Source organism: Janthinobacterium sp. SUN206 (genome assembly GCF_030587305.1).
Lineage (GTDB): Bacteria > Pseudomonadota > Gammaproteobacteria > Burkholderiales > Burkholderiaceae_D > Janthinobacterium > Janthinobacterium kumbetense.
The window spans coordinates 1,574,279-1,598,997 of sequence record NZ_JAPWIB010000001.1 but is presented as its reverse complement, the minus strand read 5'-3'; the positions used below and the strand labels follow the sequence as shown (position 1 = coordinate 1,598,997).

The following is a 24,719-nucleotide window of genomic DNA, read 5'->3' as shown; positions in this document are numbered from 1 at the left end:
ACCGCCATGGCCGCAGCCGTGCTGCTGGCCGCCTGCGCGGCGCCCGAGTTCAAGCAGCCGCAGATCGAGACGCCTGCGGCGTTCAAGGAAGCGCAAGCCTTGCCCGCCGTGCAGACGGCGGCCGACGGCACGCGCTGGAAGCAGGGCGTGCCAGCCGAGCGCCAGGCGCGCGGCGAGTGGTGGCTGGCCTTCAATGATCCGGCCCTCACAAACCTGATCAACGAAGCCACGCAGGCCAATGCCAACCTGGCCGTCGCCGCCGCCCGCGTCAAGCAGGCGAGGGCGATTGCCGGCATCGCCGAAGCGGACCGCATCCCGCAAGTGGGCGTGAACGTGGGTGGCCAGCGCAACCGCGCTTCCGCCGTGTCGCTCGGCTTGCCGAACGGCGCGCCGGTGGCGGCGACCAACGTCTACCAGGCGAATCTGACGGCCAGCTACGAAGTCGACCTGTTCGGCCGCGTGGCGGCTAACGTCAGCGCCTCGCGCAGCGATGCGCTGGCCGTGGAAGCGACCTATCGCTCGGTGCTGCTGTCCTTGCAGGCCGACGTGGCGCAAACCTACTTCCAGCTGCGTGCCACGGACGCCGAACTGGCGACATTGGCCCAGACGGTGCGCCTGCGCGAGGAAAGCGTGCATGTGAACCAGCGCCGCTACGACCTGGGCGACATCGGCGAATTCGATCTGTCCCGTGCCCGCACGGAGCTGTCGACGACGCGCGCCGAAGCCATCGGCCTGCAGCGCCAGCGCGCGACCAGCGAACATGCGCTGGCCGTCCTGCTGGGTAAACCGGCCGCCAGCTTCACGGCGACCGTCAACCCGCTGCAGGACAGCGGCTTCCTGCCCGTGATCCCGGCCGGCATGCCGTCGTCCCTGCTGGAGCGCCGTCCCGACATCGCGTCGGCGCAGCGCACCATGGAAGCGTCGAATGCGCGCATCGGCGTGGCGAAATCGGCCATGTTCCCCGCCTTGACCTTGAACGCTTCCGGCGGCGGCGCGTCCGATACGTTCTCGGACATCTTCAAGTGGAGCAGCCGCTCCTGGCTGCTGGGCGCCCTGATGTCGATGCCGATCATCGATGGCGGACGCAATAAAGCTGCCGTGAGCCGCAGCGAAGCGCAGCTGGAAGAGTCGGTGGCGACGTATCGCCAGAGCGTGCTGGTGGCGTTCGCCGAGGTGGAAGACAACCTGGCCGGCCTGCGTATCCTGTCGGGCCAGACGCAGCAGATCGACGAAGCCGTCGTTTCGGCGCGCCGCTCGGCCGACCTGGCGCAAAAGCTGTACGACGCGGGCCGTTCCAGCTACCTCGATCTGCTGGATGCGCAGCGCAACCTGGCGGCCATCGAGCGCAATGCCGTGCAATTGCGCGGCAACCGCGCCGTCACCACGGTGGCGCTGATCCGCGCCCTGGGCGGCGGCTGGGGAGATGCCGAGCCGCAGGTGGCGGCCAACTGATTTCCGGCACCGCGGGCTGGCATGTCCGGCCCGCGGCAAGGAAAACATCGTCAAAACGGCGTCGTGCGCTTGCACGGCGCCGTTTTTTTGTTTTCAGCGAGTTGAATCCGTTTGCGGCAAGGCCGCGTAAGTACTCCTGCAATCACGCAAACGCAGTCATCCAGGAGATACCATCATGCGCACCTTTATTCCCGCAGCACTGTTTGTCACCGCCTTTACTTCCCTGCTGGCCGCCAGCGCCCCGTTTGCCGCCGACATGACGACCATGGTGGGCGGCCAGAGCATGTACCCGAGCAAGGACATCGTCGACAACGCCGTCAACTCGGCCGACCACACGACCCTGGTCGCTGCCGTCAAGGCGGCCGGCCTGGTCGATACCTTGAAAGGCAAGGGCCCGTTCACCGTGTTCGCGCCGACGAATGCGGCCTTCGGCAAGCTGCCGGCAGGCACCGTCGACACCCTGGTGAAACCGGAAAACAAGGCGACCCTGACGAAAATCCTCACCTACCACGTGGTACCGGGCAAATACGACTTCAAGGCGCTGGCGAAGGAGATCAAGATGCATGACGGGAAGGCGACCCTGCCCACGGCCAGCGGGGGCAAGCTGATGTTCGCCATGAACGGCATGCACAACATCGTCGTGATGGACGAGGGCGGCAATAGCGCCAACATCAGCACCTATGATGTGTATCAATCGAATGGCGTGATCAATGTCATTGACACGGTCTTGATGCCGAAATAAGCGGACGAAAGAGAGTACGAAATAGCGGACGAAAAAAAAAGACAGGGAAACCCCTGTCTTTTTTGCCTGCATGGCGCCGATTACTTGGCTGGCGCTGCTGCTGGTGCGGAAGCTGCCGCTGCGGCCGGAGCTGCTGGCGTTGCCGGTGCTGCTTTCTTCGCCTTGTGATGCTTGGCTTTCTTGTGCGCGGCCGGTTTGACGGCGGCTGGTGCTTCAGCCTTGGCTGCCGGTGCGACGGCGGCGGCAGAAGCTGCTGGAGCGGCCGGTGCTGCAGGTGCGGCTGGCGTCTGGGCGAAAGCGGCGGTGGCGAACAGGCTGGCGATCAGGGTGGCGATAACTTTTTTCATGATGAAATCCTATAAGGTAATGGTGCGAATAAAAATCGGGTGCTGATGGACTGGATTACTTGCTTGCTGCAGGCGCTGCTTCAGCGGTGGCCGACGCCAGTTTGGCATCTGCCTTGGCCTTGGTTTTTTTCGCAGTGTGATGCGCCTTGGCCTTGGTGGTGGCAGCTTCCGTTTTTGCGCTGGCGACTTCCGTTTTGGCGGCGACGACAGCTTTCGCTTCCTTGGCATCCGCTTTCACGACGGCTTGCGCTTCCTTGGCGTCAGCCTTGACGACGGCCTTGGTGTGGGCTGCTTCCACTTTGGCGGGAACCGAGGCTGCGGGAGCTGCTGGCGTTTGAGCAAAGGCAGCGGTTGCGAACAGGCCGGCGATCAGGGTAGCGATTACTTTTTTCATGGTGCAGTCCTCAGTGGTGGTTTGTCTGGTATGTCTGTTGGTGCCGGGATGATTCCCGTGTCACTGAGCATAAAACGCGCCCCCGGACGCTTGCGTTGACGGTCATTACAATCGCTTACATCTGCGTGGCATCCGCGGCCAAAATGGCTTTCAGGATGTCTTCCGAACGGCGCTGCCCGTAGCCCTTGCCGTACGCGCTCGATGCGATGCTCACCACCATGCGGCGCGCCGGTATCACATAGATCTTGTTGCCGCCATTGCCCGAGGCGAAATGCACGGCGATCTTTTTCCCGGCCACGTCCTGCGTCTTCGCGTACCAGAAATAGCCGTAGCTGTCGGCATAGCGGTCGACGGCGCCGATGGCCACGCGCGGCGCCAGCGCTGCCTTGAGCCAGGCGGCGTCGATCACTCTCTTGCCGTCAAATACGCCGTCGTCCAGCACCATCTGGCCGATTTTTGCCGTGTCGCGTGCGCGCAGCGACAGGTTGCCCTGGCCTTTCGGGTGGCGTGCCACGTCGCGGCCCCAGCTCCAGCGCGTGATGCCCAGCGGCGCGAACAGCGCCTTGGCGGCGTAGTTTTCCAGGTCGGCGCCGCTGGCGTTTTCCACCACGCGCCCGGCAATGTACGAACTCAGCGAGTTGTAGCGGTAGATGCTGCCCGGCTTTGTTGCGGCCGGCACGCCGCGCACGAAGGCGGCGGGGTCGGGCGCTTCATCGAGCTTGTCTTCATTGCCGGGCGAGTGTTCGTCTTCATCGAAGGCGGCCAGGCCCGAACGCATGGTCAGCAAGTCGTCGAGGACGACCTTGCCCGCCGGGCTGGCAGCGACTTCGGGCCAGTAGCCGCCCACCGTTTTTGTGGTCGCCAGCTGGCCGCGCGCCACGGCCGCACCGACCAGCAGCGCGGTGATGCTCTTGCCGGCCGAGCGGATGTCGTGCAGGGTGTCGGCCGTCTCGCCGTTGTAATAGCGCTCGGCGACGATGGCCCCGTCGCGCAGCACGACGACGGCGCGCAAGTCGCCATGGCTGTCGCGGTCCTGGGCTTGCAGGACTTGATCGAGGGTGGCGGGGGCGCTGTCCTGCGCCAGGGCAGGGCATGACAGGAAGAGGGCACTCAATAGTGAGAACGGCAGGCGGCGCATGGACAGCTTTCGTGGCGATGGTCGGATAGCCAGTGTCGCCCAATTGCGCCGTTTTGTCGCGCGCAAGCTGGCCTGTTCGATGAAGTTTGCGTGAAGGCGCGCCGCACGAGCGCCATGCAAAAAGGACAGCCGAAGCTGTCCCTGGTACGCGAAGTGGCCACGCAAGCGCAGACCCGGCGGATGCGCTCCCGTGGCTACATTTGGCTTACTTTGCCGGTGTGGCAGCAACTGCGGCGTCCGCTTTTGCCGCATCCGCTTTTACTTTGGCTTTGGCGGCCTTGTGATGGGCCTTGGCCTTGGTGGCTTTGGCGTCGGCCTTGGCGCTGGCGACATCGGCTTTCGCATCGGCGGCGACGACCGCTTCCTTGGCGTCCGCTTTCACGACAGCCTTGGTTTCCTTGGCTTCTGCCTTGGCGACGGCTTTCGTGTGGGCCGCTTCCGCCTTGGCGGGAACCGACGCTGCCGGGGCGGCAGGGGTTTGGGCGAAGGCTGCGGTAGCGAACAGGCCGGCGATGAGGGTAGCGATAACTTTTTTCATTTTATTTTCCTGGCGAGTGATAAGTGATGATGTGTCGATGATTACTTGGCGGCTGCTGGCGCTGGTACAGATGCTGGCGCTGCAGCGGTGGCCGAAGCCAGTTTTGCGTCGGCCTTGGCCTTGGTTTTCTTGGCTTTGTGGTGCGCTTTGGCCTTGGTGGCAGTTGCTTCCGTTTTTGCGCTGGCCACTTCCGTTTTCGCGGCGACGACGGCTTTCGCTTCTTTTGCGTCCGCTTTCACGACGGCTTGCGCTTCCTTGGCGTCGGCTTTGACGACAGCCTTGGTGTGCGCCGCTTCCACTTTGGCGGGGACCGACGCTGCCGGGGCGGCAGGGGTTTGGGCAAAGGCTGCGGTAGCGAACAGGCCGGCGATCAGGGTAACAATTGCTTTTTTCATGGTGCAGTCCTCTGTGGTGGTTTGTCTGGTATGTCTGTTGGTGCCGGGATGATTCCCGTGTCACTGAGCAGAAAACGCGCCCCGAAAGGTTATGGTTGACCTTGTTTACACTTTCTTACAATCAGGTGATTTAAGCGACGTTCATTGAAGAAGGTGGCATGAAAATGCAAAAAGACAGCCGAAGCTGTCTTTTTGTGTGGCGCTGAAAATGCGCGGAGGGACTTACTTGGCTGCTGCTGCGGTTGCTTCAGTCTTGGCTTCGTCAGCCTTGGCTTTGGCTTTTTTCGCTTTGTGATGGGCTTTTGCCTTGGTGGCGGCTGCGTCGGCCTTGGCGCTGGCGACATCGGCCTTGGCATCGGCGGCAACGGCTGCTTCTTTCGCATCGGCTTTGACTACGGCCTTGGTTTCCTTGGCTTCCGCTTTTGCCACTTCCTTGGTGTGCTTGGCTTCGGCCTTGGCAGGCACGGCTGGCGTTTGAGCAAAGGCTGCGGTAGCGAACAAGCCGGCGATCAGAGTAGCGATTACTTTTTTCATGGTGCAGTTCCTCGAGAAGTGGGGTTGTAGTTCAGGAGATGCATTTCCCCTGTCACTGGGCCAAAAACGCGCCGTAAGGCAATCGCGTTGACAACGATTTGATCTAATTACAAACACTTACATTTGCCGGGGCGAGCGCTCTGTTAGCTGGCGTACCGCGCCAGGTGCCGCGGCGGCCCAGACTCAAGGCCACGCGCCGTTCCGGGGACGGTGTCAAGCTCAAATGCGGGCTGTGCCAGGAATTCGTCACCGGCGGCGGCCCGATCGACAGGGAGAAGACGATGCAGAACACATCCACGCCGGACGGCGCCTTGCCGGCCAGTTTCAGGGTCAGCCATGCGGACCGGGTCATCGACAGGGACAGCGGCGCCAGGAAGATCGACCTGGTGCGCTATTACGCGCTGGTGGGCAGGCTGATGCTCGTGCATCTGCGCGGCCGGCCCGTGTCGCTCGTGCGCGCGCCGGCCGGCGTGGGCGGCGAGCTGTTCTTCCAGAAACATGCGGAGTCGTCGGCCATGCCCGGTGTCAAACAGCTCGATGCCCGGCTGGATCCCGGACACCCGCCCATGCTGGCCGTGGCCAGCCTGCAAGGCTTGCTGGCGGCGGCGCAGTGGAATGTGGTGGAGTTTCACACGCAAAATGCGCTGGCCAGCGCCTACGACACGCCGAACCGCCTGGTGTTCGACCTGGACCCGGGCAAGGGCGTGGCCTGGCCCGCCATCCGGGAAGCGGCCGTGCTGCTGCGTGCCTTTTTGACGCAGCTGGGCTTGCCCGCGTTCCTGAAAACCAGCGGCGGCAAGGGCTTGCACGTGGTCGTGCCGATCCGCCCGCAACACGACTGGGAGACGGTGAAGGCGTTTTCGCAAGCCATCGTGGCGCACATGGCGCAGCACATCCCGACGCGTTTTGTCGTCAAGAGCGGTCCCGCCAACCGGGTCGGCAAGATTTTCATCGATTATTTGCGCAATGGCCGGGGCGCCACCACCGTGTGCGCCTGGTCGGCCCGCACGCGTTCCGGGCTGGGCATCTCCGTGCCGCTGGCCTGGGAGGAACTCGACCAGCTGAAAGCGGGCGACCAATGGACCGTGGGCAATGTCCACAGCCGTCTCGACGTGGGCAACGCGCCGTGGGATGGTTATGCGCGCAGCGCGAAGGGACTCGATGCGGCGATGAAAAAGCTGGCCTTCAGTCCTCTTGCCTGAACGGCAGGACGGCGCGCGCCAGCTGCAGCGCTTCCTCGATGGCCGCATTGAGCAGGGTGATTTCGACGGGCTTGGTCAGGTAGCGGAAAAACCCCGCGGCTAGGCCATGCCGGATATCGCCCTTCATGGCATTCGCCGTCAAGGCGATGACGGGGATGTGCGCCGTGCGCGTATCGTTGCGCAGGATGCGCTGCGCCTGGTTTCCATTCATGCCGGGCAGGTTGATATCCATCAAGATCACGTCGGGGCGGCGTTCCAGCGCCAGCGCGATGCCCTGGCGCGCATCGGTGGCTGAGATCAAGCACAGGTGGGGCAGGAAGCTGACGATGTCTTCCACCAGGCGCAGGCTGGCCGGATTGTCTTCCACGTACAGCAGCAGCGCCTGGCCGCCGGCATCGTCCCCGGCGTCGACGGCATCGCCGGCGGCTACGGGCAGGCATTCCGTTTCCGCCTGCCCGGCGGGCGGCGCAGCCATCGTATCGAGTTCGATCCAGAACACGCTGCCCACGCCGAGGCAGCTGTGCACGCCCATGTTGCCGCCCATCAGCTCGACCAGGCGCTTGGTGACGACCAGGCCGATGCCCGTGCCTTCCTCGCTGCCCGCCTCCTGTCCCAGGCGGTTAAACGGCTGGAACAGCTCGGCCATCTGCGCATCGTCCAGTCCCTTGCCCGTGTCGCGGATGGCGATGCGCACGCGTTGTGCCTCGGGCTGCGAGACTTCCAGCTCCACCTTGCCGGCCGGACGGTTGTACTTGATGGCGTTTGACAGCAGGTTCAGCAGCACTTGCTTGAGGCGCGTATGGTCGGCCCTGAGCGTCAGCGCCTCGCAGGCCGGAAACACCAGGTGAATCTGGCGCTGCTGCGCCTGTTCTTCCACCATCACGCGCACTTCCTCGATCAGCGCGGGCAGCGTCACCGCTTCCATCGACAGGCTCAGGCTGCCTGATTCGATCTTCGCCAGGTCGAGGATTTCATTGATCAGGGTGAGCAGGTGGCGGCCCGAGGTGACGATGTTTTGCACGAAGGTGCGCTTTTGCAGCGCGGTCGCGGGCAGGGCTTCATTGGCCAGCAGCTGGGCGAAACCGAGGATGGCGTTCAGCGGCGTGCGCAATTCATGCGACATGCTGGTGAGAAAGCGGTCCTTCGCCTGGCTGGCCCGTTCGAGTTCGATTTTCTGTTCGTTCAGCGTGCGCTCGATGCGCTTGCGCTCCGTGATGTCGCGGATGGCCGACGAGACCAGCACGCCTTCCTCCGTTTCCAGCGGCGACAGGCTGATTTCGACGGGAAACTCGGTGCCGTCGCGGCGCAAGCCGTACAGTTCCAGGCCCGCGCCCATGGAGCGGGCGCGCGGCGCCGCGGAAAAGGACTGGCGGTGATGCGGATGATCGTGTGCATAGCGGGCCGGGATCAGCACTTCAACATTGCGCCCGAGCAACTCCGCGCGCGAGTAGCCGAACAGGCGTTCCGTTTGCGAGTTGACGAGCACGATCTCGCCATCGCCGTTGACGATGACGATGGCGTCCGGCGCCGATTCGAGCAAGCCGCGGAACTTTTGCTCGGCCCGGCGGCGGTCGCTGACGTCGCGGATGGCGCTGATGACGAAGGTGCCGATTTCCGTCTGGATCGGCGACAGGCTGATTTCCACGGGGAATTCGACGTTGTCTTTGCGCAAGCCCAGCAATTCCAGGTCGGCGCCCATGGTGCGCGTGCGCGGCTGGTCGAAATAGCGCGCGCGGTGCCCCACGTGGGCATGGCGCAGGCGTTGCGGCAGCAGGCTATCGATTTGCCTGCCGCTCAATTCGCCTTCCGCATAGCCGAACAGGCGCTGCGCCTGCTGGTTGGCCAGCACGATGGCGCCCGTCGCATTGACCATGATGACGCTGTCCGGCGTCGATTCGAACAGCACGCGGTAGCGCGCGTCGACGAACTGGGCGTCGCGCGCCGCCTTCAGCAAGGTCGTGTCCTTCATGGTGGAAATCAGGTAGCGGGGGCCGTCCGGTGCGCGCTGTGCGGCCTGGCAAGCCACGTCGACGTAGATGAGCTCGCCATCCTTGCGCCGCCGCAGCGATTCGCGGTCGTAGCTGCCGTGCAGGGTCAGCTGCTCGGCGATCAGCGGGCCAGCTTCGGCCTGTCCCGGCAGCGAGATCAGTTCCCACAGCGTGCGGCCCAGCGCTTCGTCGCTGGCATAGCCGAAAATGCGCTGCGCCCCCGCCGTCCAGCGCACGACGACATGGTCTTCGCTCGTGATGACAACGCCGCCAGGGGCGCCGCTGAGGATAAGCTGATCTAACTCGGCATCCATTTTTTCCGCACGCATGACAGGGCTTGCCGGGCGGCAGGCTGTGTGCATAACGTAGCGAGAAGCTTGACCAAAGTCAATGCATTTATCTTCCTGGCGATGCTGCCGCAGCGGGTGCGTGGTTCAGGCCGTCTTGTGCAAGTTCCCGCGCGCCATCGCTCAATCCCCTGCGCTGCCGGTGACGGGCAGGACGATGCCGCTGATATAGCTGGAACAGGCGGGGGAGGCCAGGAAGACGTAGGCGGGCGACAGTTCCTCGGGCTGGGCCGGGCGGCGCATGTCCGTGTCCGCGCCGAATTGCCGGATGTCCTCGGGCGACTTGTCGGCCGGGTTGAGCGGCGTCCACACGGGGCCGGGCGCGATGGCGTTGACGCGGATGCCCTTGTCCAGCAAGTTGCCGGCCAGCGCCATGGTGAACGCATGGATGGCGCCCTTGGTGGTGGAATAGTCGAGCAAGTGCTTCGAGCCGTGCAAGCCCGTCACGGAGCCCGTGTTGATGATGGACGCACCGCGCTGCAAGTGGGGCAGCACGGCCTTGGCCATGTGAAAGTAGCCGTAGACATTGGTTTTCATGGTGAGGTCGAAGCGTTCCTCGCTCAGCTCCAGCAGCGATTCGGCGTGTTCCTGGAAGGCGGCGTTGTTCACCAGCACGTCGATATGGCTGAACTTGTCCAATACCTGGCTGACGGCTTGCTGGCAAAAGCCCTGGTCGCGCACGTCGCCGGCAATCAACAGGCAGCTCTGGCCTTCCGCTTCCACGTAGCGCTTCGTTTCGTGGGCGTCCGCGTGCTCGTTCAGGTAAATGATGGCGACATCGGCCCCTTCGCGCGCATACAGCACGGCCACGGCGCGGCCGATGCCCGAATCGCCGCCCGTGACGATGGCCACCATGCCGGCCAGCTTGCCGCTGCCGCAGTAGTCGGGCGCCAGGAAACGCGGTTTCGGCTGCATCTGCGCCTCGCTGCCGGGCTTGTCCAGGTGCTGGGCGGGCAGGGGAGGCGCCGGGTGGCTGCGGCTGCCCGTCTGCACGGGGGATTTGCTGTCGCGTTTATCTTGCCTGGCGGCATCTCGGCTGTCCTGCTCCTGCTGGATGCTGCGCTGCAAATTGCCGGCGGACTGGTCCTTGTTCTCGTTCATGCTGGCCTCCCTGGAAACGACTATCCAGTATCGGCGCGGCACCCGCATCGCACGGTGCGCTTGCTAACAGAGTGGCGCAAACGGGCGCAAAGTTATATGATGGTTGACATAAATGTGGGAGGGCAGCATGAAAGTGAGCAGGGAGCAGGCGGCGCTGAACCGCGAGCGCATCGTGGAGGTGGCGGCAAGGTTGTTCCGCGAAAAGGGCTATGACGGCATCGGCGTGGCCGACCTGATGAAGAACGCGGGCCTCACGCATGGCGGCTTCTATGGCCATTTCGCGTCCAAGGAAGACTTGATGATCGAGGCGTGCCAGTATGCCTTGAATAAGTCGCTGGAAGGCTGGCGGACCAAGGTCGCCAGCGACCCGCAGCGGGCGCTGCCGGCGATTATCGACAACTACCTCACCCCGAAACACCGCGACCAGCCCGGCGGCGGCTGTCCGGCGGCGGCCATGGGCGTCGACGTGGCGCGCATGTCGCCCGGCGCGCGTCCCGCGTTTACCCAGGCCACGCAGCAGCAGTTCGCTTTGCTGCAGGGCTTGCTGCCCGACGGCGCGCCGGATTGCACGCAGGAGCGGCGGCGCCAGCAGGCCATCGCCACGTTTGCCGCCATGGTGGGCGCCATGGTGCTGGCCCGTTCCGTCGATGACGAGTCCCTGTCGGCGGAAATCCTCGACGCCGTGAAGGCGCAATTGCTGCAAGACTGATCCCGTGCCCCCTGTCAGCCGGCCTCGTCGCATGATAGGCTTCGGTTTTCAGATTTCGGGATCATTCATGCTGCTCTGGCTCAGGCAATACCGGCGTCCTCTGTTGGCCGGAGACATCACCGCCGGTATCGTGGTCGCCATGATGATGGTGCCGCAAGGCATGGCTTACGCGCTGGTGGCCGGCTTGCCGCCCGTGGTGGGTATCTACGCCAGCATCCTGCCGCCCGTGCTGTACGCCCTGTTCGGCAGCAGCATGACGCAATCGGTGGGCCCCATGGCCATCGTTTCCCTGATGACGGCCGCCGCACTGGCGCCGCTGGCCGACCCCGGTTCCTCCCTGTATATCGTGCTGGCCGCCCAACTGGCTTTCATCAGCGGCCTCGTCCTGCTGCTGTGCGGCGTGCTGCGCCTGGGTTTCATGGCCAGTTTCCTGTCGCGCCCCGTGATCAGCGGTTTCAGCAATGGCGCCGCGATATTGATCATCTGGGGGCAGATCACGCCCTTGCTGGGGGCAACGCTTCCCCACTGGCATGCGCCCAGCCTCGTGCTGGGATTGTCCGGCCTGCTGTTCCTGTGGCTGGCCAAGCGGTACGCGTCGCGCCTGCTGCGGCGCTGCGGTCTGAACCCGGTGGCGGCCGACGTGGGCGCGCGTCTGGCGCCGATGGCGCTGGTGCTGGCCGGCATCGCGCTCGTCGCCTATGGCGGCCTGGAAGCGATGGGCGTGCAGACGACGGGCCACGTGCCCAGCGGCTTGCCGGGCCTGAACCTGGCGACCTCGAGCGCCCATTGGCGCACTTTGCTGTCGCCAGCGCTCTTGATCGCCTTCATCATCTTCCTGATGAGCATGTCCGCCGCACAGACCCTGGCGCAAAAACGGGGCGAAAAGCTGCATACCAACCGCGAACTGCTGGGCCTGGGCGCGGCCAACGTGGCCAGCGCGCTGTCGGGCGGCTTTCCCGTCACGGGGTCGATTTCGCGCTCGGCCGTCAATTTCCAGGCGGGCGCCAACACGCCGCTGGCCAGCATCATCACGGCCGGCTTGCTGGCGCTGGCGCTGGTGGCGCCCACGGGCTGGCTGGCCCTGCTGCCGCTGCCCGTACTGGCGGCTACCATCATCTTTGCCGTGTCCAGCCTGCTGGACTGGGATACCTTGAAACTGTCGTGGCGCTACGACCGCAGCGATGCGGTGGCCCTGTTGGCGACGACGGCCGGCGTGCTGGTGCTGGGCGTGGAAGCAGGCGTGGTGATCGGCGTGCTGTTGTCGATGGGCACCCTGATCTGGCGCGCCAGCCGCCCGCACATCGCCGTCCTGGGGCGTATCCCGAACAGTGAGCACTTCCGCAACGTGGAGCGCTATGAAGCGCAAACCTTGCCGGACGTCTTGCTGTTGCGCATAGATGCGGGCTTGTTCTTCGGCAATGTCGAGGCCGTGACGGAGAGGGTGGAAGACGAATTGCGCGGCCACCCGACGGCGCGCCACCTGGTGCTAGTGCTGTCAGCCGTCAACCAGATCGACAGCACGGCCTTGCTGGGCTTGATCGAACTCAATAGCGCGCTGGCCAAGCGCGGCATCAGCCTGAACCTGGCCGAAGTGAAGGGACCCGTGATGGACCGTTTGCGCCAGAGCAGTTTATTGAAAGACTTGAGCGGCAAGCTGTACCTGAGCACGGCGCTGGCGACAAACGATTTGAGCGGGAAAAAGAGTGGAGAACCGGCATGACGATGGAACTGAATCTGCATGGCGAACCGCGCGCCGTTGACACCATTGCTGCGCTGGAACAGGCGCTGCAGGAGGCGCGAACTCTGGCCCAGTGCGAACTGTGGCTGACCCTGGCCACGGATGCGGAACAGGGCCCGGCCCTGTGCATGCTGCGCAATGGCGGCAATGCCTGGCTGATGTATCTGTCGGGACAGGACGACCTGAGTTTTCACTCGCTGGGCGACGAAGAGGCGGACGGCGGCTGCAGCTACCTGTTGGCCAATGGCCAGGTGGACGAGTATCCGGAAGCGTGGTGCGTGGAGGTGGAAGAATGCCAACGGGCGTTTGTTGCGTTCTTCAAGACAGGCGGGGCGCGGCCGGCCGCCATCGCGTGGGAGGCGGATTGACATGCCGCAAACCATCATCGCCGATATCGACAAGGACTTGTTGGCCGCGCTGGACGCCAGGGCAGAGTTATTGACGCTGCACGCCATCCTGCTGCGCTACCGCGCCAGCGGCGTGAAGGCCGCGCAAGTGGCGGCCTTGCTGCAGGAATTGCGTCCGTCTATGGAGGACGGCGCGCCGGAAGGGCCGCTGGAAGACGTGATACTGGACGCCCTCGACATGGTGACGGGCTGGTGCACGCCGCAGCTGCGGGTATGGGACGAGGCAGGGGACGAGCATGCATCCTGACAAGTTCAAACAGGTGGCGGGGCTGCCGTCCGCCGAGCGCCATGCCTACTTTGTGCGCAAGGTAGCCGATACGCAAGAAGTGTGGGGTTTGCACCATGACGGCTGGGCCACGGCGCAGCTTGACGGCAAGGTGGCGATACCGTTCTGGCCGGAAGCGGCATTCGCGCAAGCGTGCGCCAGCGGCGACTGGGAACATTTCCAGCCGCGTGCCATCGCTCTCGATGATTTTCTGGCTAAATGGCTGCCCGGCATGGCGGAGAATAAACAGCTGGCTTTCGTGTTTCCCGTGCCGCAAGGCAGCGCCAGCATCGCAGAGCCTGCCGATTTGCTGAGCGATGTGCAACATGAATCAGAGCAATATGAATGAGGAACGCCTGGACGCCTGGTATGACGGCTCGGCCATCTGCCTGATCGCCGTCGGCGCGCAAGGCGACCCGCTGGACCTGGGCGGCGACGAGGTGCGCGCCCTGATCGCGAAACTGCAGCAATGCCTGGCCGAGTCCGAAGCCGGCCAGGACTGAAGGCTCAGGCGGCCGCCAGCGCCTTTTCCATCGCCACGCTGGCCAGGCTGATGCCGCTGGGGTGCGCATACGCTTCCTCTCGCAAGGAAATAAACCCTGCGGCCCGGTAAAACGGCACGGCATTGAGCGATGCGGACAGGTGCAGACGCGCAATGCCGCGCCCGCGCGCCAGCTGCTCCAGCGCCGCCAGCAGCCGCTTGCCGATGCCGAGTCCCGCGCGCGCCGGATCGACGAACACGGCCTCCACTTCCTGCTTGTCCGCATCGAGCATGGCGTAGCCGGCAATGGCTTCTCCCTGCATCGCCACGACGCCACCACCCGCGGCCAGCATGGCGGCATACGCCCGCGGCACAGGTGTAGCCGTCCACGCAGTAATTTGCTCCGGCGCATAATGCGTGGCGCAACTGACGCGCACGGCCACCGTGCGCAGGGCCCACAGGGCATCGATATCGGAATCAAGGGCGGGACGCAGGGTGATGGTCATGGACGCTTTCCGGGCAAAAGGCCATGCTAGCGCAATGGCTGGCAGCACGCCAGCAAGAGTTCATGCTGCGCTCAGCCAGCCGTCACTGCGCCGGCTTGTCCGGATCGATATAGTAGGACCCCGGCGGTGCACCCGGTACTTTTACCCGGAACTTCAGGCCGGACAGCAGCTTGTCCCACAAGGCGATAGCCTCCTCGTCGCTCAGCGATGATGCTTCGGCGGCACCGACCATGTTGTGGGCGACTTTGGTGTACATCTTGACTTCCAGTACGGACGGATTTGCGATGTCTTTCGGTTTGCCTACCAATGCCCATTCAAAATCATGGACACCATCGGTACGCCGTATCAGCGACTCTTCGCCTTTCCAGTGTTGAACGGTGCGCTTGCCTTCGCGTAGCAAGGTGCGCTTGGGATAATTGCTCCCCTGTATATCTTTTGCACTTTGTATGCGGTTAAGCAAAGATAACTCTTCCCGTTCCTCTTTCTCAAACTGTTCGGGTGGATAATCGCCGTATGCATCCTTGTTTGAGCTGATGGAAAAACGCACATCTGGAAGACTTGGAATATAAATACCTGCACTATCGATTTCTTGCGTCTTATATAATTGTTCCGCCAAAAAACCATGTTCGAGGCAAAGCCCGGGATCTTCAGGAACCTCCTCTTCATCACGCAATCGAATATTTTTGGCGAGAATATGCTGACGTTTAGCCACATCTTCCTCTCGTTGCCCATTCGATACGGCATCTCCTGCGATGAATGTGAAATTCCCTTTGGTGATATAGGTTCGAAAAAAGAAAAGATTAAATTCCTTGGCTATGCTGCTTTCATAATAGCGTAACTGCCAGCTATTTTCGATGGGGCCTTCTTTTTTGTAAGTTATTTCCGCAGTTTCATCTTTAAAATATATTCTTTCTATGTCCTCATTAATTATAGATGCGACTTTTTCTGAGTTTGCTTCAATTATGTTAATATCCCCACTTCCAATTATTAATTTTGTTCCTATTGGAACTTTCAAGGCATAGCGACCAAAGCACAATAGTTTTGTTTTTGAAAATATGGTTGTCAGGCGATCATTTAATTTTACAGTTCCAGGCACGATTTCCTCCTTGTCTGTGTAGGTTTGTGTGCAAGCGTTTATTGAGGATGTAATAATTGTGAAAATAAATATTTTTCTAAATAGGGTTTTCATTTCAAGACCAATCTGATTTTTTTGCGATCTGAACTATGGAATAAATCATCGATGCCAAGACTTTTTTGTCTGCGTAGCTATCCTGATGTTTATAGCCGGTGCCTTCTTTCTGCCCGTGGCGGAAAAGATTGCCTTTAATATGTTGAGCTGAATGGGTTGCGGGAACAGTGTCGTCGCCGGGTGATGCCGCTGTTTGTAGTTTTAGTTTCAATACGCGTGATCCAGCTTGAACGGTCAGTGTTCCCTTCGCATCGTCACTAAGTAATTTCCATTTTTCTGCCGAAGGGACTTGATCTTTTTTTGAAAAGTCAAATAGTCCTTCATTCATTCCGTCAATGACTTTGAAAACTATTTCTCCGTAACTAAGAAATTCTTTTGAGTCGCAATAACTGGCATAGGTTAAGTTGTGAAATGAATTTTCTATTGATTTTGAAAAAATAGAAGCTTCTGTTAATCTTTTCTTTACATTTCCCAAACCGCCGCCTCGGCCATCAGGGATATTTGCGGGATTTATCCATAGTGGATTGATCAGGCGCCACCAGTTACCGGCCGGCTGCAGATAAATACTTTCTAATGCCGTTTGTTTGTCAGAAGGCCAGCTCCACAGTACTTGGTCTTTTGCATCGATCACTTTAAGCCAGTTCGAACCATAGGCTGTGCCTGGCATCATTTCTAATGGAGCAGGTGCGTTCGCCAGGACGGCTGTGGCATGTTTGCCATCGATACCAAGAATTTTTGCTTCGACGTCCGCCTTAAAGCCAGAATTTTCCTTGAATCCGAACCGCATGCGTTTATACGCGCCTGCTGCGCCTGTCGATGGCATGACGTTGTGATAAATACCTAGTATATTGATATTTTTGTCATTAACTAGGTTGCCATAGTTTGGATGTATCAAGGCACGCGCTAATAACCCGCCCATACTATGCGTGACCAGGATTACTTCTTTACATTTAAAACCGCATTTCTCGTATCCTGCGACAAGACCACGTATTCGCTCCGCAATGACTTTTGCGGAGTCTGCATTGCTCTTCAAGAAATTGTAGCCCATGGCATGAACGGGGTACCAGCACGGAGCTATTGTTTTAAGATCTGCCTCGGTAATGGTCGCGCCAGAGGATGCCCCAAATTCCTGAGGATTTTTCATCAACAGCGATGTAATTTCAGGATGTGAACTTTTTTCACTTTTTGATGATTTTTGTCGCCAGTTAGGTAATACTTCTCCTTTTTTTATTATGTTGTTCATGAAAAATTCTGTAGTTTTTAGCATTTCTCCATAGGCGCCGGTAAAAAGTACTTCACTCCAACCTCGCCAACGGGCAATTTGTGCCGGTGTTTCACGCACATCCGGAGAAAGGTAGGTGTCCAGTACGCCTGGTGACTTGTAGGATGCATTTTCTGCTCGTTTTTTCTTGCTGATAGTAATTAATGGCGGAACTTCAGGAAGATCATGCGGAATGTTTTTATGCCGTGTATCAGAAGTCACTGTAATGCTTCCACTAGGTTCAAATCTACCTTTGTTTTCGGTGTATATATAGTATTCAACCTCGGTTTCATTTGGATCTAGGGCCATTTGGCGCTGCGCCGGTGATGCAGTTCTAAACCACCCGCCAATTCCATTGCCTTCGACTGCATTAATTTTTCCTACAGCATCCAACATATCATCTGGCCTCCAGGCGATGTTGTCGGTTTTATCCAGTTCTTTTTGACGTGTCTTGCTCATGCGTAAATTGCTACCCATAACCCCAGGTAGAAATATGATAGGAATTATTTTCTTGGGTGGAATAGTTACGTCATGACGAATCGTATCTTTTATTTCAGTCAGATTAACTGTGTATTCCGCCCATCCGCCAACAGTCTGCCGAAACTCGCCTTGGTGATTGCCGTGCTTATTCAAGTCCGTATCGTCACTCATGGAAGTTCTCCCTTGTAGCGTATTGTGTAGCTATCCATGCCATCCCCTTTCTGTACAGGGGTGTGTCCATCACTGCTACTCTTTTCGCTGATTTTGTGGCCATCTTCGCGTATTAACTCAAAAGCTATATCAGGGGCAGGTGTACCATCGACTTGCAGTAGCCGCACGGCCTGATCAAAACGGGTTATTGGCCTCTCATTAAATTCCTGCGACACGCTCTTTGGCGCCAAGGTTTCCAGGTTGCCGTTGAAGAGCACAGGGGCGGACGTAAAGAACTGCACTTTGTCGCTGATTTCCAGCATGTGGTTGGCGCCGTGCAGGCGTACGCCTTTCTTGCCCTTGATGTTGACCCAGTCCGCTTCGCTGATCAGAGACAAGACTTTCTGGGCGAGGATTTCCACCTCGTCGCTGTGGGCCTGGATGGACACCTTGCCGCTGGCGGCGATCAGTTTCATGCCAGCCTTGTGCACGAACAGGCTGAAGGTCCTAGCGATGCTGGCAAACAGGCTGTCGCCGCTGGCGAGTGAAATATTCTTGCTGCTGGTGAGCGCCACATGCTCGCTGGCGGCCAAGTGAATCGACTGGGCCGTGCTCAGCTCGATGCCGGCCGGACTGGCCAGCAGTAGATGCGGTTCGGACAGCTCAGGGAAATCGCCGGCGCTCCCCTTGATGGCAGCGTTTTGCCGCTGGATGGATTCGGCCACGGCGCCTTGTTGTGCTGCGCTGTCTTGCGCGCCGGCGTCGACGGCCATGCTGGCCAAGCCTTGCTGTAATTGGCGTGCTTGCGCCAGGCGAGCCTGTGTTTCGTCGAGTTGTTTGACCGAGCCACCGCCTGTCGACGTTTCGGTAGTGATCAGCATGCCTTTGGCCGCGCGCAGGGCGCCCCAGGCGTTGCTGGCCAATTCAAAACCCACACCGCGCGCCTCCTTGCGGCCTGCGTTGTCGTCGATGCGGGTGATGTTGCCCAATGAAAGCCGGCTATCCTGGTGCTCGCTGCGCAGCTGCGCCTGGATCGCCCCCTTGGTATCGTCGAGCACGAGATGGTTGGCGCTGCGGGCGCCCAGTTCGCGGCTGCGCAAGCCGGACAGGGCACGTTGCTGCGGCAATTGCCACGGCGGCGGATTGGCGCTGTTGTAGACTACACCAATGACGATGGGGTGGTCGATATTGCCGTCCTGGAATTGCACGACGACTTCCTGGCCCACGCGCGGCAAGGCGATTTGCCCCATTTGCGGTCCCGCCATCGGCATCATGACCCGTATCCATGGGGAACTGTGCTCATCGAATTCACCCAGGCGGTCCCAGTGGAATTGCAGGCGTATGCGTCCCAGTGCATCGGTATGGATTTCCTCCCCGGCCGGCCCGACGACCAGCGCCGTCTGCACGCCGGCAACGATGCATGGCGTGCTGTTGTAGCTGCGGCCCGGCCGCCAGCGGATGTCCCGACGTGCGCATACCAACTTGTTGACATAGTGGGAAGGTGTGCCGGGGCCAACCTGATAATTATTGCTGGCGCTATGCACGACTGACAGGATCAGGTACTCGCGTTCGGCAATGCTGTCAGGGCGTTCCTGGCCGGGCTGGCAGCGTTTTTCCTCGGCGCTGAAATGTCCATCGAGCCGGAAACAAAGGCCTGGCTGTGCGCCACGGTGATTGCCGGCCGCCTCGAAATACTGGCGCAAATGGTCGCTTTCTTCCATGCGGCGTTGCGCCAGGGATTCTCCCTCATCGATATTCTTATAGCCATAGGCGCCCGTGTTTTCATATAGCTCGTGGGCAAATACATCACCCTGGCGATTCAGGGAGTAGCCGCTGGCAAGGCGCGGTTGGGGATTTTTATAGTCGAAACTGGCCAAGGTCAGCTGCCCGGAGCCGAGCCGGCGCACGGCTTGCCACTGTTGCAGGCCATCGTCTTCCATGGAACCCGACTCGGAGTGGAAATGCATGGCGCCTTCGCCGGATGCCGTGGCGATCATGTCTGCCAAGGTGCTGTTGTCTGCGAGCCAAAGCGTATGGCCATCGGCGCGGTGCTCGTACCAGTAATGCCAGCCCAGCGCCTCCCAGCGCCGGTGCAGGTGGTTGTAGTCCGTTTCATTGTGCTGGTTGGCGCAGGTGATCTGCGGATCGGCGCCATGGATGCTGGTTTTCCAGTCGCGCTGATCGTAATGGGCAAAGGTCGTCTCGGTCAGCTGCATCACGCTTTGGCCATGAAAGGACACGTTGTCCTGACGCAGCCGGGCGAAGGCCAGCCATGGTTGCAGCACCATGCGGTACCACGCAAAGCCGCCATCGGCGCGCAACAAGCAAAACTCGCCCACGTAGCCGTTAAAGTGGCGCAGCGTGCCATCGTCGCGCACCATGGAAATGGTGACCATGCGGCCCATCATGGCTTTGAGCGCAATATGCGCGTCATCGGACAGCAGTTCGGCCTCGAAACGGAAGTCGCGCGACACCTCCTCCCTGGCCGTCAGCGAATTGACCAGCAGGATGGCGCCGGCTGGCCCATCTTCATGGGGGAACTCGATCTTCAGCAGGCGCCGGTCTTGCGCGGCGAGGTCGATGGCCGACAGTGCCGCCTGGATGCTTGCATGCATGGCCTGCCTCCGTTACAGGGATGTGATCAGGTGGGCGCCGCAGGCGGTGGCATCGCCGTCATAGGCGTACGGCTTGCCCATGTGTTTTGCGCCGGCGCCATCCGGCGTGATCGGAAAACTGCCCTTGCACTTGGGGCAGAACGTTGTGTCGTCAGCCAGCGCCGCAGTCTTCCCCATGACGGTGCTGCCGGACGATGCGCTGGTGACCTTGCCACCGTGATCGGTTGCGTCTCCGAGCCGGATGACGCCGCGTCCCGCATGTTTCATGCTTGCCTCACTTTCCAGGTGTGAGCTGCTCAAGCCAGCTGCAGCAAATAGCGCACTTCCGCGCCGTGTACCTTGTTTTGTGCTGCCTGCAGGAATGTCGTCCAGCCCAGGCGGCGCCTTTCCGCAGGGTTGGAGCTCAGAAGCAGGGGAGTAATGCATGGCGGACTCAATATCAGCCGTATTTCAAATTGCAAGTCCGGTACGCCAAACAGCGCCAGCATCTTTGCCAGTGCCACCGCCCCTGCACTGCGCGGCAGGAAGCGTTGCAGGCCGGCGGGATCCAGCGGGCCGATATGCAGGCACACGCGCATGTCATGGCGCCAAAGCCGCAGGCCAAGCGTTGCGCCGCGCGCCAGGGTAAAGTTGACATTGCCTAGCAGGCTGCGGCGGTTTTTTTCCAGGTAGTCCCAGCTACCGACAAATTGTTGCAGGACGACTGGTACGCCGCAGTACTCGGCCAGCACGGGGCCGATCGCTTGCGCGGAGACGGGGCGGCAGCGCAGCAGACCCGCGTACCAGGCCGCGACATCCTGCGTCACGGCATCAGTTTCGCCACTCGACGGCAGCGCAGCGCGCCGCACCCCGGCCAGTGCCGTCAGCAAAGGCAATTGTGCATCCGCTGCCCGGGTCTGCATCGTGGATTCCAGTCGATACTTTTCCCACGCCTGGTAATACAGCGCGACCATGCGGTGCGAAAAGATATCGAGGAAGGCCGAGACGCCAGCGTCTTGGCCCGACAAGCGGTAGGCGGCGATGCGTTCCGAGTGGTGCATGGGCAAGGTGCCGCCGACGCCCAGAAAACGCATGAACGTCGGTATCAGAGTCAGCTGTTCATTGTCGTCAAGTGAAAGCCGTTCGATTTCACTGGCCGGAAAATTCAACGACAGGCTGTTCTTGAAGCGCAGCACCTGGTCGAAGGCTTGCGCATGGGACACGTTCTGCTGACTTAGCCAGCACAGCAGAATACGCACCGCCTGCACGAACTGGTAGCGGTAGGGCTCGGCCAACAAGCCGAGCATTACACCAGATTCTGCAGTCCGCTTCTTGGTTTGCATCGGATCAGCTCCTCTCCGCTTTGCCTTGACAGCGCCACCAGTTCGATGAAACTGTTGATTTGCACATACAACCCAAGGAAATGATCGATAACCTGCACAAACAGGTATATGCCGCTGCCGACGAACGCTTCCTCGTCAAGTGTGATGCGTACCTCCACGCCATGCGCCAGCGAGGTGCCGCGCTTGTGTCGCAGCCATGTCGTGGTCGGCGAGTGCGACAGCGCGACGATGCCGCCGATCTGGCGTTGCGAGCTTGCCGATTGGGACAGGTCATACAGCGTCAGCATTTCACGTAGTGCCGGCAGGCCCTCCTGGACCAGCGCGTGATGATTCAGCGTCAGGTGCGAAATCAGTCGCCAGTGCAAACCCGCGCCCGGCGAGAAGCGGCGCGGCTGGCTGGGGCGTCGCAGCATGTGCAGTGCAGATCCGCCGCCGCACGGTTGCAAGTCTCCTTGCGGCTGGCCGTATTTGAGTGCAAGGGGAAGATCGCGGTTACTGCAGGTCAGCGACAGCGACAGGCTGGCCTTTTCATGGATCAAGGGATTGAAGTCGCTATCGACCAGCGTGATTTTCTTTTCGTGGCCAGGACTGTTGATGGCCAAAGCCATGTCGTGGCGTACGACCCAGTAATGGCCCTGTTGCGCCGCGCCCTCGCCATGGCGCAGGCTGTACAGCGGGCGAAATTCGGTCAGCGTGCTTTCCCCTCCCCGTTGGCGCAGCAAACGCACAGCATCGACAGTGACGACTTCGTATCCATGGGCATGGGTGGCATGGGCTAGCACGGAGTAGTCGGTTTTCTGCCGGGTAACGGCGATAGGCACGCCTTCTTGGCGGAAGAGATTGACCGCCGGACTGCAGCCCAGCCTTAAGTTTTCGCTGGAAATACTGGACAACATGCGCGCCGCAGCGGAATCGGGTCGCAAACCGGCCATGCACAGATGCAGGGTAAAGCGCTGGCAACCAGGCGGCAGGGCCGCACTCAGCGCCGCGATATCGATGTCAAAGAAGTTGAATTTTTCCGGATACGCAAAATACTCGCACAGGATGCGGTAGGCCGGCTGCGAACGGGCACCGAAAGGTATCAAGGCATCCGTGTCGCCGAAGCCGACGGGCGTCAGAGGCAAGGCGGGCAAGGCTATCCATTGCACCGCGTCAATTGATACAAAAGCACAGACGGTCTGCATGAACAAGGCATCGCGCAAGGCGGCGGAAAAAGAAGCTTCGCCATCGATGAAAACGCGCAGTGATGCGGGCGCCGTATCGAGATGCCGGATGCCGATGTTCAGCGAGGAACTGGCCGATGCTGGCAGGCGCACGCCTGGCGGCGCCTTGATCATCGCATCGAAAACTGCGCTTTCCAGTACCGATACTCCTGTCGTCATGTCGTAGACCGTCTTGAAGCGGCAGCGCACGCCGCGCACAGGCGTTGCGTCCATTTCACTGCCGGCCGACAGGCGCAAGACACCCGCTCCAGCAGCTATGGTGGGCTGGTGCACGATAGTGCACGATGGAAAGGGGCGCAGATAATGGGGGAACAAGGCTTCGAACAAGGCTTCGGTAAATTGCGGATAGTCGTCATCGAGTCGTTTCGAGATACGCGCCGCCAGCATGGCCACCGATTCGATCAAATGTTCGACGTGCGGGTCTTCGCAAGATTCGCCGGACATGTGCAATTTGCCGGCGATTCTCGGATAGCGTTCGGAGAACTCACGGCAATGTCGCCGCAGCATCACCAACTCGCGTTCGAAATACGGCAGCAAGTCCTCCATCTCTCATTTCCTGTGTCTTTGCGGCGGAATGGCCAGTATCCGAGCGTTTGCTCAAAGGTAAATTGCGTTTGCGCAAATAATTGAACAGGGTTGCTGCGCAACATCAATAACTTCCAGGCTGGCAACATCAGACTGGCAAGGTAGCAGGATTCCAATGGTCAACATGGAGAACGCAATGACTTTGCCATCCAAATTACTTTGGTCCGAAGGGCTGGCTATCGGTCCCCAGCAATTCCAGCAGCTGGACCGCTACCATGAAGCGCGCCTGCAGCGTCTGGTTTCATTGATTAATCCACATTTGTGGGGTGTGCATGGCGTCTGCTGGAATGCGGACGCACTTGCCAACAATAGCCTGCGGGCGGATGCCATGTCGCTCGTCTTTCAGGATGGAGAAGTCTTTGAAGCACCGCTTGGCGATGTATTGCCCAGTGCGGTTGACCTGTCCAAGCTACCTTCCAGCGAACATAGTTTTACGTTTTATGCCGCGCTGCCCGTATTGCAGGCACATGGCGGCAATTTGCATTCTGCGGGTGCGCGCTATGTCCAGGTGGATATCGAAACCCCGGATCTGTTCAGCGAGGCAGTCAGCATAGACGTGGCTTACCTGAAGAAACGTGTGTACCTGCTATCGCAACTGGACCCCCTGCATGATTACCTTGCCATCCCGGTGATCCGCTTGTACCGCGCTGGCAACGGCGGCTTTGAAGTCGATACTTCCTTCATTCCACCCGGCCTGACCATCAGCGCCGAGTCTTCGCTGCAGAAAATGCTCGAGTCACTGATCGACCGCATGGGCGCGAAAATCGAGGCGCTGTACAGCCGTCACCGTCAGCCCGGAAAAAATACGGTTGAATTTCATGGCGGGGATGTTTCCTCGTTCTGGATGCTCAATACCTTGAGCACGGCCAGCGCCACGCTCAGTCATTGCGCCAGTTACCGACGCCACCATCCCGTGTATCTGTTTGAGAAATTGATGGCGTTGGCCGGTGGCTTGATGACGTTTTCGAAAAAATACACACTGGGCGACTTGCCGGCCTATTGTCACGATGACGCCGCTCCCGGTTTCGGCAAGCTCGATGGCATCATTCGCGACCTGATCGATACTGTGCTCCTGTCGCGTTACTTCCCGATTGCGCTGTCCAATGACACGCAACAAAATACCCACTATCACGGCTTGCTCGATGCCAAGCGGATTGACCGCCAGACCGAACTTTATCTTGCGGTAAACGCCGATATGCCGGCGCTGGAATTGGTCGCCACGGTGCCGTTGCAGTTCAAGATTTCATCTCCGGACAATATCGAACTATTACTCGGCCGTGCCCTTCCGGGTGCCGAGTTGCGCCATATGGCCCAGGTTCCTGCCGAGGTGCCAATACGGCCCAATACGTATTACTTTTCGATCGATAACAAGGGCAGTATTTATGACAGCATGATCAAGGCCCAGGCGATTGCGATTTATGTGCCGTCTGGCATAAAAGGGTTAAAGCTGGAATTGTTCGGTATCAGCGGCACCGCCGCGTAACGATGGCTGGCGTTACGCGAGGGTGTATTGTCAAAAGATTGCCCTAAGGAATAGACTTGCCCCTGCAGTTGACGTTATCATGTTTTTGTAAGTGTCGGTGGCTGAGCAGTCAGCGCATAGTTGAAAC

Annotated in this window: 24 protein-coding genes and 1 pseudogene; 10 read left to right on the top strand and 15 right to left on the bottom strand. The window is 60.2% G+C overall.

Translation table 11 applies throughout. From position 1 onward, the window contains the following. The first annotated feature begins 6 nt into the window (after positions 1–6). Both O3300_RS07170 and O3300_RS07165 read left to right on the top strand, forming a co-directional pair. Complete coding sequence (locus O3300_RS07170) at positions 7–1,452, top strand: efflux transporter outer membrane subunit (protein ID WP_305053137.1); 1,446 nt, start codon at positions 7–9, stop codon at positions 1,450–1,452. A 265-nt stretch (positions 1,453–1,717) separates the two neighbouring features. Continuing rightward, positions 1,718–2,194: a fasciclin domain-containing protein gene (locus O3300_RS07165; RefSeq protein ID WP_257219082.1), complete on the top strand. Its 477-nt coding sequence runs from the start codon at positions 1,718–1,720 to the stop codon at positions 2,192–2,194. A gap of 80 nt (positions 2,195–2,274) precedes the next feature. On the opposite strand, the gene O3300_RS07160 is transcribed toward O3300_RS07165, so the two are convergent. The 6 genes from O3300_RS07160 to O3300_RS07135 all read right to left on the bottom strand — a co-directional run bounded on the left by O3300_RS07160 (position 2,275) and on the right by O3300_RS07135 (position 5,540). Next, positions 2,275–2,541 carry a hypothetical protein gene (locus O3300_RS07160; RefSeq protein WP_152257397.1) on the bottom strand — a complete coding sequence of 89 codons (267 nt, stop codon included), beginning with the start codon at positions 2,539–2,541 and terminating at the stop codon, positions 2,275–2,277. A 55-nt stretch (positions 2,542–2,596) separates the two neighbouring features. Next, positions 2,597–2,935, bottom strand: a complete 339-nt coding sequence (locus O3300_RS07155) for a hypothetical protein (RefSeq protein ID WP_099667380.1) — start codon at positions 2,933–2,935, stop codon at positions 2,597–2,599. 115 nt (positions 2,936–3,050) lie between these two features. Then, positions 3,051–4,073 carry a serine hydrolase gene (locus O3300_RS07150; protein ID WP_305052562.1) on the bottom strand — a complete coding sequence of 341 codons (1,023 nt, stop codon included), beginning with the start codon at positions 4,071–4,073 and terminating at the stop codon, positions 3,051–3,053. Between the two features lie 205 nt (positions 4,074–4,278). Next, entirely contained in the window at positions 4,279–4,611 is a 333-nt protein-coding gene (locus tag O3300_RS07145; protein ID WP_289897371.1) for a hypothetical protein, read from the bottom strand. Positions 4,612–4,652: 41 nt separating this feature from the next. After that, on the bottom strand, positions 4,653–5,006 hold the full coding sequence (locus tag O3300_RS07140; protein WP_289897372.1) for a hypothetical protein: 354 nt from the start codon (positions 5,004–5,006) through the stop codon (positions 4,653–4,655). Between the two features lie 222 nt (positions 5,007–5,228). Continuing rightward, on the bottom strand, positions 5,229–5,540 hold the full coding sequence (locus O3300_RS07135) for a hypothetical protein (RefSeq protein ID WP_077406305.1): 312 nt from the start codon (positions 5,538–5,540) through the stop codon (positions 5,229–5,231). 281 nt (positions 5,541–5,821) lie between these two features. On the opposite strand from O3300_RS07135, the pseudogene ligD reads away from it, so the two are divergent. Continuing rightward, positions 5,822–6,742: pseudogene (gene ligD, locus O3300_RS07130) on the top strand (non-homologous end-joining DNA ligase); the annotation flags it as partial. Here the strand turns inward: ligD and O3300_RS07125 are convergent. Beyond that, positions 6,726–9,059, bottom strand: coding sequence for a PAS domain S-box protein (locus O3300_RS07125; RefSeq protein WP_305052561.1), 2,334 nt, complete (start codon positions 9,057–9,059; stop codon positions 6,726–6,728). The pseudogene ligD and the gene O3300_RS07125 overlap by 17 nt on opposite strands. 141 nt (positions 9,060–9,200) lie before the next feature. Continuing rightward, a complete protein-coding gene (locus O3300_RS07120) occupies positions 9,201–10,178 on the bottom strand; it encodes an SDR family oxidoreductase (RefSeq protein ID WP_305052560.1) in 978 nt (325 codons plus the stop codon). 127 nt (positions 10,179–10,305) lie between these two features. Here O3300_RS07120 and O3300_RS07115 point away from each other — a divergent pair, with 127 nt between their 5' ends. From O3300_RS07115 to O3300_RS07090, 6 genes are all read left to right on the top strand, one after another. Beyond that, a complete protein-coding gene (locus O3300_RS07115) occupies positions 10,306–10,887 on the top strand; it encodes a TetR/AcrR family transcriptional regulator (RefSeq protein ID WP_305052559.1) in 582 nt (193 codons plus the stop codon). A gap of 67 nt (positions 10,888–10,954) precedes the next feature. Beyond that, positions 10,955–12,607, top strand: a complete 1,653-nt coding sequence (locus O3300_RS07110; protein WP_305052558.1) for a SulP family inorganic anion transporter — start codon at positions 10,955–10,957, stop codon at positions 12,605–12,607. After that, complete coding sequence (locus O3300_RS07105) at positions 12,604–12,993, top strand: Imm1 family immunity protein (RefSeq protein ID WP_305052557.1); 390 nt, start codon at positions 12,604–12,606, stop codon at positions 12,991–12,993. Before O3300_RS07110 ends, O3300_RS07105 begins: the two co-directional genes overlap by 4 nt. A gap of 1 nt (position 12,994) precedes the next feature. After that, positions 12,995–13,279, top strand: a complete 285-nt coding sequence (locus tag O3300_RS07100; RefSeq protein ID WP_305052556.1) for a hypothetical protein — start codon at positions 12,995–12,997, stop codon at positions 13,277–13,279. Beyond that, positions 13,269–13,646: a DUF2750 domain-containing protein gene (locus tag O3300_RS07095; protein ID WP_305052555.1), complete on the top strand. Its 378-nt coding sequence runs from the start codon at positions 13,269–13,271 to the stop codon at positions 13,644–13,646. Before O3300_RS07100 ends, O3300_RS07095 begins: the two co-directional genes overlap by 11 nt. Then, a complete protein-coding gene (locus O3300_RS07090; RefSeq protein WP_251348185.1) occupies positions 13,639–13,800 on the top strand; it encodes a hypothetical protein in 162 nt (53 codons plus the stop codon). The genes O3300_RS07095 and O3300_RS07090 overlap by 8 nt, the downstream gene beginning before the upstream one ends. A 4-nt stretch (positions 13,801–13,804) precedes the next feature. Here O3300_RS07090 and O3300_RS07085 read toward each other — a convergent pair whose 3' ends face one another. The 7 genes from O3300_RS07085 to tssF all read right to left on the bottom strand — a co-directional run bounded on the left by O3300_RS07085 (position 13,805) and on the right by tssF (position 23,070). After that, positions 13,805–14,284, bottom strand: a complete 480-nt coding sequence (locus O3300_RS07085; protein WP_305052554.1) for a GNAT family N-acetyltransferase — start codon at positions 14,282–14,284, stop codon at positions 13,805–13,807. A gap of 82 nt (positions 14,285–14,366) precedes the next feature. Next, positions 14,367–15,473: a T6SS immunity protein Tli4 family protein gene (locus O3300_RS07080; RefSeq protein WP_305052553.1), complete on the bottom strand. Its 1,107-nt coding sequence runs from the start codon at positions 15,471–15,473 to the stop codon at positions 14,367–14,369. 1 nt (position 15,474) lies between these two features. Then, positions 15,475–17,385 carry a triacylglycerol lipase gene (locus tag O3300_RS07075; protein WP_305052552.1) on the bottom strand — a complete coding sequence of 637 codons (1,911 nt, stop codon included), beginning with the start codon at positions 17,383–17,385 and terminating at the stop codon, positions 15,475–15,477. Further along, a complete protein-coding gene (locus O3300_RS07070) occupies positions 17,382–19,979 on the bottom strand; it encodes a type VI secretion system Vgr family protein (RefSeq protein ID WP_305052551.1) in 2,598 nt (865 codons plus the stop codon). Before O3300_RS07070 ends, O3300_RS07075 begins: the two co-directional genes overlap by 4 nt. 12 nt (positions 19,980–19,991) lie before the next feature. Next, positions 19,992–20,246 carry a PAAR domain-containing protein gene (locus O3300_RS07065; protein WP_092605755.1) on the bottom strand — a complete coding sequence of 85 codons (255 nt, stop codon included), beginning with the start codon at positions 20,244–20,246 and terminating at the stop codon, positions 19,992–19,994. 29 nt (positions 20,247–20,275) lie between these two features. Further along, positions 20,276–21,265: a type VI secretion system baseplate subunit TssG gene (gene tssG, locus O3300_RS07060; RefSeq protein WP_305052550.1), complete on the bottom strand. Its 990-nt coding sequence runs from the start codon at positions 21,263–21,265 to the stop codon at positions 20,276–20,278. Continuing rightward, a complete protein-coding gene (gene tssF, locus O3300_RS07055; protein WP_305052549.1) occupies positions 21,265–23,070 on the bottom strand; it encodes a type VI secretion system baseplate subunit TssF in 1,806 nt (601 codons plus the stop codon). The genes tssG and tssF overlap by 1 nt, the downstream gene beginning before the upstream one ends. Positions 23,071–23,245: 175 nt before the next feature. On the opposite strand from tssF, the gene tssK reads away from it, so the two are divergent. Continuing rightward, on the top strand, positions 23,246–24,592 hold the full coding sequence (gene tssK / locus O3300_RS07050; protein WP_305052548.1) for a type VI secretion system baseplate subunit TssK: 1,347 nt from the start codon (positions 23,246–23,248) through the stop codon (positions 24,590–24,592). The last annotated feature ends 127 nt before the right edge of the window (positions 24,593–24,719 follow it).